The sequence below is a fragment of the Pseudoalteromonas sp. G5_S1_14_S5 genome (genome assembly GCF_054968605.1).
The window spans coordinates 1-11,225 of the sequence record NZ_JBQKUM010000108.1 but is presented as its reverse complement, the minus strand read 5'-3'; the positions used below and the strand labels follow the sequence as shown (position 1 = coordinate 11,225).

At 43.2% G+C, this 11,225-nt stretch carries 7 protein-coding genes and 5 tRNA genes; 4 read left to right on the top strand and 8 right to left on the bottom strand.

Annotation, left to right across the window (positions count from 1 at the left end; all coding sequences use genetic code 11):
• Positions 1–67 precede the first annotated feature (67 nt).
• Positions 68–154, bottom strand: a tRNA-Leu gene (locus tag ACTRWI_RS20930).
• A gap of 347 nt (positions 155–501) precedes the next feature.
• Here ACTRWI_RS20930 and ACTRWI_RS20925 point away from each other — a divergent pair.
• Positions 502–1,290 (top strand): lipase family protein, encoded by a 789-nt coding sequence (locus ACTRWI_RS20925; protein ID WP_499133666.1) that lies wholly within the window; start codon positions 502–504, stop codon positions 1,288–1,290.
• 88 nt (positions 1,291–1,378) lie between these two features.
• Here ACTRWI_RS20925 and ACTRWI_RS20920 read toward each other — a convergent pair whose 3' ends face one another.
• The 7 genes from ACTRWI_RS20920 to ACTRWI_RS20890 all read right to left on the bottom strand — a co-directional run bounded on the left by ACTRWI_RS20920 (position 1,379) and on the right by ACTRWI_RS20890 (position 7,371).
• Positions 1,379–3,244 (bottom strand): methyl-accepting chemotaxis protein, encoded by a 1,866-nt coding sequence (locus tag ACTRWI_RS20920; protein WP_499133665.1) that lies wholly within the window; start codon positions 3,242–3,244, stop codon positions 1,379–1,381.
• 317 nt (positions 3,245–3,561) lie between these two features.
• Positions 3,562–3,635, bottom strand: a tRNA-Cys gene (locus tag ACTRWI_RS20915).
• A 64-nt stretch (positions 3,636–3,699) separates the two neighbouring features.
• A tRNA-Leu gene (locus ACTRWI_RS20910) sits at positions 3,700–3,786 on the bottom strand.
• An 80-nt stretch (positions 3,787–3,866) separates the two neighbouring features.
• Positions 3,867–3,942 (bottom strand) — tRNA-Gly (locus ACTRWI_RS20905).
• 45 nt (positions 3,943–3,987) lie between these two features.
• A tRNA-Cys gene (locus ACTRWI_RS20900) sits at positions 3,988–4,061 on the bottom strand.
• A 197-nt stretch (positions 4,062–4,258) separates the two neighbouring features.
• Positions 4,259–5,704 carry an ATPase RavA stimulator ViaA gene (gene viaA / locus ACTRWI_RS20895; RefSeq protein ID WP_499133664.1) on the bottom strand — a complete coding sequence of 482 codons (1,446 nt, stop codon included), beginning with the start codon at positions 5,702–5,704 and terminating at the stop codon, positions 4,259–4,261.
• A gap of 11 nt (positions 5,705–5,715) precedes the next feature.
• The gene (locus ACTRWI_RS20890) at positions 5,716–7,371 is read right to left on the bottom strand and encodes an ATPase RavA domain-containing protein (RefSeq protein WP_499133663.1); all 1,656 of its coding nucleotides are present in this window, start codon (positions 7,369–7,371) and stop codon (positions 5,716–5,718) included.
• Between the two features lie 287 nt (positions 7,372–7,658).
• Between ACTRWI_RS20890 and ACTRWI_RS20885 the strand changes: the two genes are divergently transcribed.
• The 3 genes from ACTRWI_RS20885 to ylqF all read left to right on the top strand — a co-directional run bounded on the left by ACTRWI_RS20885 (position 7,659) and on the right by ylqF (position 10,565).
• Entirely contained in the window at positions 7,659–8,174 is a 516-nt protein-coding gene (locus tag ACTRWI_RS20885; RefSeq protein ID WP_499133662.1) for an NUDIX hydrolase, read from the top strand.
• A gap of 34 nt (positions 8,175–8,208) precedes the next feature.
• Positions 8,209–9,213 (top strand): low-specificity L-threonine aldolase, encoded by a 1,005-nt coding sequence (gene ltaE / locus ACTRWI_RS20880; protein ID WP_499133661.1) that lies wholly within the window; start codon positions 8,209–8,211, stop codon positions 9,211–9,213.
• Between the two features lie 416 nt (positions 9,214–9,629).
• A complete protein-coding gene (gene ylqF, locus ACTRWI_RS20875; RefSeq protein WP_004740137.1) occupies positions 9,630–10,565 on the top strand; it encodes a ribosome biogenesis GTPase YlqF in 936 nt (311 codons plus the stop codon).
• The last annotated feature ends 660 nt before the right edge of the window (positions 10,566–11,225 follow it).

The following is an 11,225-nucleotide window of genomic DNA, read 5'->3' as shown; positions in this document are numbered from 1 at the left end:
TTTAATAGTGATTTAAGAGAACAACTCTTTGTTCATCACTCTACTTAAAAAATAGAAACAATATAGATGGTGCCCCGGGCCGGACTTGAACCGGCACAGCGCGAACGCCGAGGGATTTTAAATCCCTTGTGTCTACCAATTCCACCACCAGGGCAACGCAATTATGCGTGCCTATTACTGAAATAGAACACCACCTCCCAGCGACCTAAGCCGTGAGAACGAGGTGTACTTTAACGGATGGAAAAATTTCGTCAACAATAAATTTTTATCTTTTAATTCAAGTGATTAATTATCGAACTTTGTAGAATAAATTTAGTCCAGCTTGTATGGTTCTTATACTTAACCTTCGGGGTCAATTGAGTGTTCGACTCTGCATTACAGTTCGAAATACAGCTATCCACCAGTCCTTTTCGTAGTATCAAAGCATTCAATTAATATTTTCATGTACTTTTCACACTCGACAACTAGAGTTTTAAGTAACTCTCATTAAAGTTTAAAGCTGTGAAATCACTAAAACGATACCAGTATGAGCGCTACGCCGTTCTCTGTAACCTCGCCTACTCTCGTGGGTTCAAACAAACTCGTTATGGGTTTGCTCCAAACGGTCAGAGAGTCATCAAAAATCAGTTTGGTAAAACCATGATTCGCGTGCTGTGGAGTAAAGACAAAGATGAAGTGGTCGTGGTTATTAAAGGGTCACACAGTGTTTCAGACTGGCTGCTTAACTTTGCTCTATGGACAAGAAGCTGCAAAAGGATTGGACTTAACTATCGAGTTCATGCGGGGTTTTATCACCTGATATTTCAAGAGAGTCAACCAAGTCGAAATGAAGATAAGTTAGGCTTGAACGTGATCGAGCGGTTGGAAACGGTTCTCGCGCCCTTATTAGAACAAGGAAAAAGAATCGCTATTACCGGCCACTCTTCCGGCGGTGCAATTGGTTGTGTTTTTGCGGATTACTTTGATCAAAAATACCCGGGCTGCATAAAACGTATCGTTACTTTTGGACAGCCTGCTATTGGAGATTGGAACTTCAAGAAACGTTATCGCTTGAGTAAAAAGACCTACCGCATATGTTGTGACATCGACATTGTAACTTTCATGCCACCTGTGCCTTTACTGTATTGGCATGTGGGGAAGATACTTTGGCTTTATAACGGGCGTATCTATGAAAATACACCGACTTTTGTTCGCTTAGGGCGCTCTCTCTTTAGTTGGTTGATTAGGCCGTTCTCTTATCACTTGATGAGTAAATACATACGTAATAAAGACTTCTTTGATCAGCACTGAGACTCGCTCACCACGATAAAGAAAGAGCACAAACTGATGACTGTCTGTGCTCTTGTATTTTCTCGTCTACCCTATCGCGCTTTAGTTGTTAAAGCTTGAACCGAGATAACTCTTGTTTCAAATCATTCGCTAAGCGGCTAAGCTGATCTGCCTGAGATACTGCCTCCGTCGCATCAAGCGCCATAACGTCACTCACTTCACGAACTGATTCTGTATTAGCGTTGATCTCCGCTGTGACCAGTGACTGCTCTTCAGCAGCAGAAGCAATCTGAGTCGCCATATCACTGATAACTTGAATCGTTTCACGGATTTGAGCGAGACTCTCTCCAGCCATATCAACATCATGCACGCTTGTCTCCGCCATATCGTGACTTTGAGTCATCACTTTGACCGCGCTATTCGTTGCCTGCTGCAAACGCTTGATCTTGTCTTCAATTTCTTCAGTTGACGCATGAGTACGCTGAGACAGTACTCGAACCTCATCCGCAACCACAGCAAAGCCACGTCCTTGTTCACCAGCCCTCGCCGCTTCAATTGCAGCATTAAGTGCCAATAGGTTAGTTTGTTCAGCGATCTCGCGTATCGTCGCTAAGATAGACGCAATTTGTTGTCCATGCTCTTCTAGCTCGCTAATAATAGATACAGCGCTCGTCAGTTCAGTAGCAAGCTCATTAATTGATGATTGGCTTTTTGCCATCTTTTGGAAGCCTTGTTCAGTCAATTCAACTGAATGACTCGCGCTTTTCGCTGTATTGTCCGCGTTAGAAGCGATCTCAGCCGTCGCAGTCGCCATTTCAGTTACCGCTGTTGCCACCATCGTAATTTCATCTTGCTGTCGGCTTACGCTATCGCTACGTTTTAGAGCACTCTCATTGGCATGCTCAGCGCCGTCGTTCATCGCTGTAGAGACTTGGGTAACGTTGGTCATCATTCCATGCAGTCGATCGACAAACACATTAAACTTATCGGCCAATTGACCAACTTCGTCTTTACTGGAGACTTGAAGGCGCTGAGTTAAATCACCTTCACCCTCTGCGATATCTGCCAGAGCTTCGCTTACTCGTCCTAGCTCTACCAACTGGCGAGCAACAAACCAAGACGTTGCCGCAGCCATCACAACCAGAACAATCAAACCTGTAGTGATCTGACTGACCAACATATCAAATAGAGGTTGTTCCAACACATCTTTATCCATCTCAATCATAAGCAACCAATCAGTACCGCTGATTGGCTCTGCCATGATCACTCTTTCGTGACCATCAACTTGGGTAAAGATCGTCGTTAGATTCTGCGCTGCACTGTTTAAACCAGCAACACTTAGCTCTGGAGCGATGTCATTCACCTGTTTAAGAATAAAGTCTTCGTTTTGGTGAGCGACAACCGTGCCTTGTTTGTCGATAAGGATCGCGCGTCCATTTCCTGGTACCTGTATTGCTAATACGTCTTTAATCAGCTTGTCCAAGGCGAGGTTCGAAGCAACTACACCAATAATCGACCCGTTCTCAGTAACCGGATCGGTCAGCGTAACCACAAGTGCCTGCATCGTAACGCTGACATACGGCTTAGTTGTGACGGCTTGGTTTTGAGCTAACGTCTCTTTATACCAACCACGAACTCTTGGGTCATACCCTGCTTTATTTAGGGAAGGATCATGACGGAACATCTCCCCGTCTTTATTGCCGTAATAACTCAACCCAAAGCCACCAGAAACAAGGGTTTGACGTAAATGCGGGACAATATCTAATGAAGGGTTAAGTTGAACCTGTTGTTGAAGACCATGTACGGCTTGTTTCTTATCGTAAAACCAATCACTAATCCCTTTAGCATGGGCATTCAGCGTGTTACGACTTTCACTCTCTATAGCCTGCCAGCTGTTACTTTGAAAAGTCTTATAACCCATGAAAAGAAGAATTGCGGATGTAAAAGCAATCGCCACAACTACAGAGAAAACCATTTTCCTCTTTAGACTAAATTGCATATTAAGAACCTCTTATAGAACAATTAAAGAAATATAAAGAGAAAGCCTATCACTCATAGTAATGTTTTTATTAGGGTCATCCCCAAAAAAAATGAAACAGATTGAGTATTATGTTTAATTGTGACTTTGATTTATTTACAGGTTTATCAACGATAAAGATTATGTAGCCACAGACAAAGGCGAGTTGTAGAAAACAAAATGAAAAGTAAAAACAGAATGCTTAAACAGAGCAGATAAAAAGTAAGAAGCCAGAAACGAAAAAACCAGCCGCTAGGACTGGTTTTTTTGAATTATGGAGGCGCCTCCCGGAGTCGAACCGAGGTCCACGGATTTGCAATCCGCTGCATAGCCACTCTGCCAAGGCGCCCTCAATAGTGTTTTAAGAGAACAACTCTTTTGATTCCTACCCCGAAAGGTAACAACCAAATAGATGGTGCCCCGGGCCGGACTTGAACCGGCACAACGCGAACGTCGAGGGATTTTAAATCCCTTGTGTCTACCAATTCCACCACCAGGGCACGCAATTCTTTATTGCGATGCCGATTACTGAAAAGTAAAACACCATCTTAATGTCAATATGAATCAACATTACAAAATTTGGAGCGATACATCGGGTTCGAACCGATGACCTCAACCTTGGCAAGGTTGCGCTCTACCAACTGAGCTAGTATCGCAATTTCATTCTAATTTATCTTAACTTATCAAACTAAGAGAAAGAATGGAGGCGCCTCCCGGAGTCGAACCGAGGTCCACGGATTTGCAATCCGCTGCATAGCCACTCTGCCAAGGCGCCTTTTTGTTTCAACACTTTAGGGAATAATCAAGCTACTCCGCTGTGTTCGGGTGCCTACTTTACGGATTAAGGAGAGATAGTCAAACAAAAAATTGAATTTAAATTCTGCTTGCTGACATTTAAATCAAATTGCTGCTTGTTCGATCTTTTTAGCTAAAAAACATACAGCAAAATGGCTTAAATTGATGATTCGCGATCTACCACTTCTTCATGAAGCGACCAACCAAGCTCGGGTGATATGCCCAACAATGATCAAACATGCTCATTAATTGAGGGTTGCCGTACTTAGAAAGGCTCACTGCGTGGAAACGGTTTTTATGTTCCTTGAGCTTTTCAACCTGAGCGATCATCTCATCAGACTGCTTAGGGGCAATAAAATCAGACAGTACGATTAAATCGGCATTCTTGTATTTGTCACCTGTCATCAAATCGATCGATTTCATCAATACAGGTTCCAAATCTGTGCCTCCGTGGAATGAGTAACTCAAGAAGTCGCTCGCTTCACGTAAGCCATCTTGTCTTGTTAGCTCGTAAGTAATCTGTTCTGAAGAGAAAAGGATCACGTAACAATCCCTCTCTTCCGCCAAAGCGATTTGCATTAGTGCATAGGCCATTGCTTTAGCAGATTGCTCAGGGAAACCACTCATAGAACCGGAAGCGTCTACACAAACGATAAACGGCCCCTTCTCGATATCAACGTGTTTACTATCTGGCTTTTGTGCCTTAACTTTACGTAACGTACGAGACTTACCTTTGGAGCGATAACTCAGTAAGCGTTTATCCGCCAAGTGTTTGTAGAAGATAACTTCAAGCTCTGGGTACGCCAAGAACATAGTCTCGTTTGGCAGCATCTTGTTAAGATCATCGCTTTCATGAATCCCAACGATATCGTCAACGGCTTCATCGCTTTTCTCTTCGACCATCTGCAGCTCTTCTACAGGGGCTTTATGTAAAGAAGGATCGTCTTCCATGCCCGCCATACGGCCCAGTTTCTCGGCGATCTCTTGTAGACCTTTGTGTTTATTTAAAAACTCTGCATGACGCTTCATTACAGTTAAGTCTGTTTTACTCAACTTAGCAGAAGCCATGTCCCACAAACGTCCTACGCTTCCCTCATCTCCAGATTCCGTCACTTTATCCATGTTTTTCATGGTTTCCATGCGTTGGTAGAGATCCGCTAAAACTTTCTCTTTGCTTGTTTCAAGTTCTGTTACTTGAGCTTGCTTGATGGCATCTGACAACGATTGATACCACTGATCGCAGAAGTAGTGCGGGAACATTGCATTATAAACACCCTTGTTGTTTTCTATCAGACGTCTAGCTTGTAGGTAAAACGCTGAGTGCCACTCCAGCTTTTTGATGACACCATCAATCTCATCAAAAAACTGGGACTCATCCCAGTGAATTACTTCTTGGTAAAGGGCGATTTCTTCTTGGAATCGGTCGGTCTCACACACCTTCGTGACGCGTTTTTTTACTTTACCGCGCCATTTCACTAGGTGGTTTTTAACCGACGTTTTAACCCCTTTATTCTCGGCAGCCATCATCACTTGAGAACGGGCGATGAGATCATTCATCGCCGTATCAATGATGCCTGAGTCAGCAACCATTAAAGCAAGGTTTAAACCGTCTGCTCCTAACATACTTGTCCCCTCTACTCGAAGTACTGACTCATAAATTTAAGACGCTGAGCAATCTTGCTGCTCTTCACTTTCGCAGTCTCAAACTCTTGTGTTACCGCTTGTAAACTTGACTCCATCGCTTTTGGTAGCTCTGGATCGATATAGTTGTGAGGCAGCGCGTCGTGGAAATCGGTGCGCACTCGCTTTAACTTGAATTCAGCTTCGTTTAACTGCTCAAGTGCTCGCTCAGCACCACTCAACCATTTATTGTAAAGCTCATGGTCCAAACCATCAGTTGTCACCACACTCACTAATACCGAGCGATTCGCGATGTCTTTAATCACTAGTTGGTTCGATGCGTCAAGATCCAACTTCAAGCGACACAGGTTCTTGTTTTCGTTTACGTAACCGTAAATATCTCCGTGCCCTTCTTTAAGCACACGGTCGAAATCATCTTTAGCTACGTAAACCCAGCGGCTATCACCTTTCTCAGATTCTGAAACTGACATGTTGCTTTGCAGCAGAACTAACTTGACTAAGTTGTAAGCGCTGCCGACGCTGTACGTCTTCGCGTTTTTAATATCGTTATGGTAAACGTCTTTACGTAGAAGGCCACTGGTTGTTTCCACAGAGAGTGAAACAGAGAGTGTTGCTTCAACTTCGTCTTGGATATCCTCAAGCTCTTCACGTGACATTTCGATTTGAGCTTTAGACTCTTGTTGATCGAAAGCTAGGTTCAACGCAAAGTCTTTAACCACACTACGAACCACATCTCGTGATTCAGGGCTGTGCCATAAACAATCTTGAAGTAAGAGAATATCGAGCGGGTTGACGCTGTCACGACCACTGAAGAACGCACTCGCCTTCAGCAATTTCACAGCTTTCTTCCAACGTCTATCTGAAACATACAGATCAGATTCAGAAGTTGACCCCTGCTGCTTAACTGTCTCTTCTAGCATAGTCTTCAACTCATACAGCTTGTTGAAAGCATTGTCCGTCAGTTCAAGCTTGTCGAGTTCTTTTTGCCATTGGTGATATTCAATATCAGTAATAGCTAAACCCTTCGGAATCTCAGCTTCTTGAGAAGTACCCGCTGTTAGCATCGATTTGAAGTTTTGTTTGTTCTGAATACGGTTTACAAACACTCGCACAAGCATGCGGTCATAAAGCGCTTCTAGGCCGCTATCTTCATCTGGAAGTTCATTAGATGCTGACACCAATAAACGCATTGGTACGCGTTCAATATCGCTACCGTTTTTGAACGTTTTTTCGTTGACAACGGTAAGGAGTGTATTAAGGATTGCAGGGCCAGCTTTCCAGATTTCATCAAGAAAAACCACTTGAGCTGTTGGTAGATAACCTTCAGTCAACCTTACATAACGCCCATTGTCTTTCAATTCTTGGATACTTAAAGGGCCAAACACCTCTTCAGGCGTAGAAAAGCGTGTCATCAAATATTCAAAATAGCTGCTGTTATCGAAAGCTTGGATTAGGCGTTTAGCGATAAGACTTTTTGCAATGCCCGGAGGGCCAAGTAGGAAAACACTTTCACCAGCCAAAGCAGCCAGTAAACAGAGCTTGATGGTATCTTCTCTTTCATAGACACCATCAGAGAGAGCTTGCGCTAATTTGTTAATTCTTTCAGAGAGTAGCGCCTTGTCAGCATGTGAAGAAATAGAAGGGGTCATGCATTACTCCGAAAATCTTTGGACAATAAAGAGTGTAGATATGTTTTTATACATTTGTTAGCACTTTGTTACAAGTGTATTTTATTATTGAGTTCCATTTATATCAGATGGTTACGCCCGCAATTTCGGTGTAATCATAGATTGCAAATTTGAGAGTAGAGTCACGCATGGTGTGAAATTTAATTCAAATCCATGCCTAAATTTTCTTTTATTTTCGACACCATAGGCGTTATGGTGGAGCATGTCTTTCGAATACGAAAAATTGGCAAGGAATGTGGCCAGACTGCATGAATAAAGTTATCCATCAATGGAAAAGTATTTCTCTCATAGAAGAGAACGTGACGCTCCCTACGAACGTCTTGATAAAACATACAACAATTAATCACCCTGGTGCCGCCGTTATTCTTCCTATTACGTCTTCTGGAAAAATCATCCTGATCAACCAGTTTCGCCCCTCACTTAAAAAATGGCTTTTAGAACTGCCCGCAGGCACGATGGAAGTCAATGAAACACCACTAGAGTGCGCTCAACGTGAGCTAGAAGAAGAAACCGGTTTTAGCGCAGAGTCATTCCAAAGTCTGGGGCAGGTTACCCCCCTCGCAGGCTTCTGTGATGAGATTCAGCATTTGTTTGTAGCAAAACAGCTCAACCTCACTACCCGCTTTGAATGTGATGAAGATGAAGTAATAGAAGTGATCGAACTTAGCTTAGAAGAACTACACGATAAAATAAGAAACGATCAAATCACCGACACCAAAACTATCGCTTGTTTAAGTAAAGCCCAACTATGTGGCCATCTATAGCCGGCTATGTGGCTAAGAACTCTAGGAGAAAAACATGGACTTTCGTTCTGATACCGTAACCAAACCTTCACAAGCTATGCGCGAAGCAATGGCGAACGCAGTTGTAGGTGATGATGTATACGGTGACGACCCAACCGTAAATGAACTTGAGCAGTGGGCTGCAAAAGAAACGGGTTTTGAAGCCGCAATGTTCACCTCATCAGGTACTCAAGCAAATCTGCTTGGCCTCATGTCACATTGTGAACGTGGTGACGAGTATCTTTGTGGCCAACAAGCACATAACTACAAATATGAAGCTGGGGGGGCGGCGGTACTTGGTTCCATTCAACCACAACCGATCGAAAACAATCCTGACGGAACACTTGACTTTAAAAAGCTGGCAGCCGCGATTAAACCCGATGACAGTCACTTCGCTCGAACTAAGCTTTTAAGCCTAGAGAACACCATTAATGGCAAAGTACTTCCGATGTCCTACTTAGCCGAAGCTCGCGAGTTCGTAAACCAGCACGGCTTACAAATGCACCTAGACGGCGCGCGAGTATACAACGCAGCTGTTGCATTAGATGTCCACATCAAAGAGATCGCACAATACTTCGACTCGATGACAATCTGCTTATCGAAAGGTTTAGGTGCTCCGATTGGTTCATTACTGCTCGGTAGCAAAGAGTACATAGCGAAAGCACGTCGCCTACGTAAAATGGTAGGTGGTGGTATGCGCCAAGCAGGTATTCTTGCTGCAGCAGGAAAAATGGCACTGACAGAAAACGTAGCTCAGCTCAAAACTGACCACGAGAACGCGAAAAACCTTTCTATTGGCTTGAGTAAACTGGAAGGCTTCTCTGTTAACCCTGATTTTGTTCAAACGAACATCGTATTTGCGAAGTTCGACGAGTCAGTGGATATCAACCGTATCGCAGGTGAACTTAGCGAACAAGGTATTACGATGACACCTGGTAACCCTGTACGTTTTGTTACTCACCGCGACATTAGCGCAGAGGATATTTCTCGATTCCTAACGGAATTAGAAAAAGCGCTGTAACTCTCTCCAAAGTTCTCAATCTATTGCAATTAATACTTGAGCTTCCCCTAAGGGGAGGCTTTATACTTTTGTTTTCTCAGAAGTATATACGTGTTTAGTAAATCCATAATCTTCCTAATTGCTACTCTCTTCCTCATTGCACGCTAACGATTTTGGGGATCCAGAACTTGGTAAGCTGAAATCACATACCTGTTCAATACAATCAAAGCGTATCAAGACGGAAGTAGAAAAGATGACTACGCATAAATGATGGCCTTCAACACATTAAGTTAATCACGAGCTGAGTAATCATCACCAAGTCGCCTATACTTCAAGCAAATTCACATAGCTAATTAAGCGTCAGGATAGATATGGCTTTACACGCCCTATTGAACCCTTACAATGTGCAGCAACTATATTTATCAAGGTTTATCTCTATGTCTATTCAATGGTTTCCGGGTCACATGCATAAAGCCCGCAAAGAAATCGAAGAAGTTATCCCACAGGTTGATGTGATCATCGAAGTACTGGATGCGCGTATCCCGTTCAGTAGTGAAAACCCTATGATCTCCTCACTGCGCGGCGATAAGCCTTGTGTAAAAGTACTGAACAAGCGTGATCTTGCGGATCCAGAGTTAACTGAACGTTGGATCGAGCATTTCGAAAAAGAGCAAGGTGTAAAGGCTATTGCAATTACCACCAGCGTTAAAGAAGAAGTGAACCACATCATGGAGCTGGTTCGTAAGCTGGCACCGCACCGTGAAGAGATTGGTAAAAACATTCGTACTATGATCATGGGGATCCCAAATGTGGGTAAATCAACCATTATCAACTGCCTAGCAGGACGTACAATCGCTGTAACAGGTAACCAACCTGCGGTAACGCGTCGTCAACAGCGTATTAACCTACAAAACGGCGTGATTCTTTCTGATACCCCAGGGATCCTTTGGCCTAAAGTAGAAAACCCACACAGTGGTTTCCGTCTAGCGGCTACAGGTGCAGTAAAAGATACAGCGATGGAATACGATGAAGTAGCATTCTACACCGTTGAATATCTTGCGAAGCAGTACCCTCACCTACTGCAAGAGCGTTACCAAATTGAAGAGCTACCAGAGTCTGATATCGAGTTGATGGAAGCTATTGGTCGTAAGCGCGGTGCACTTCGTGCTGGTGGTCATATTGACCTTCATAAGTGTTCTGAGATCTTACTGCATGAACTTCGTAACGGCACTTTAGGTAAAGTAACTTTAGAGCTGCCAGAAATGATCACTAAAGAGCTGATTGAAGTTGAAGAAGCCGCTGCACTGAAAGCAGAGCAACAAGCTAAGAAAAAAGAAGAGCGTCGTAAACGTTACTTGAAGAACAAGCGTTAATAACGATTAATCACTCTTATATATCCCTCTAAACATGTTCACGTTCTATTTCATGTAGGACGTGAATATTGTGCCCCTCCGTTGTTGATCTAGCTAACATACTGACAAATCTGTAGAAATGCGCGTTTACAATCATCAAGACTGTGACATGCTACGTAAATTATTGTGTATCAATTACGGCTAGCTTCTCAATGCGCTCTTATACTGGGTTCAAGAATCAGCGATTTAAAACCTATTTCGACAACGAAATTTATCTGCCGATAAATTTCATCTATATTCCTATCTCAATATTCTGCGCTTTTGTTGTCACTGACTATATTCACTTCGGTACGGAGTGCGTTACACCAATCATCTTACGTATTCTCTTGTTCTTGATGATGGCCGTTAGAGTTCGTAGAAAGTACCTTTCTTGTTATCAGCTCTCTGTTTTTAGTCTATGTTGGTCGACTCGCTATTGATTTAGGGAACTTTGACTACCAAGGTGGCATCATTCTAGTAATGACCTAAATAGGTACTTTTTCTCTATTGTCTGCCAAATAAAGCATTACGACGCTATCATTTATCTTTTCCGCGTACCTGATCGGTCTATCTCCCCCCTACTATACGCAGCAGAACCTACTCACGAAATTGAGACCACTTCAGTTTACTTATCTGGCTATG

Coding starts and splice junctions, on each gene's coding strand:
- ACTRWI_RS20920 (WP_499133665.1), bottom strand. CDS start 3,244: ATGGTTTTCTCTGTAGTTGTGGCGATTGCTTTTACATCCGCAATTCTT.
- viaA (WP_499133664.1), bottom strand. CDS start 5,704: ATGTTAGGAGCAGACGGTTTAAACCTTGCTTTAATGGTTGCTGACTCA.
- ACTRWI_RS20890 (WP_499133663.1), bottom strand. CDS start 7,371: ATGACCCCTTCTATTTCTTCACATGCTGACAAGGCGCTACTCTCTGAA.
- ACTRWI_RS20885 (WP_499133662.1), top strand. CDS start 7,659: ATGAATAAAGTTATCCATCAATGGAAAAGTATTTCTCTCATAGAAGAG.
- ltaE (WP_499133661.1), top strand. CDS start 8,209: ATGGACTTTCGTTCTGATACCGTAACCAAACCTTCACAAGCTATGCGC.
- ylqF (WP_004740137.1), top strand. CDS start 9,630: ATGTCTATTCAATGGTTTCCGGGTCACATGCATAAAGCCCGCAAAGAA.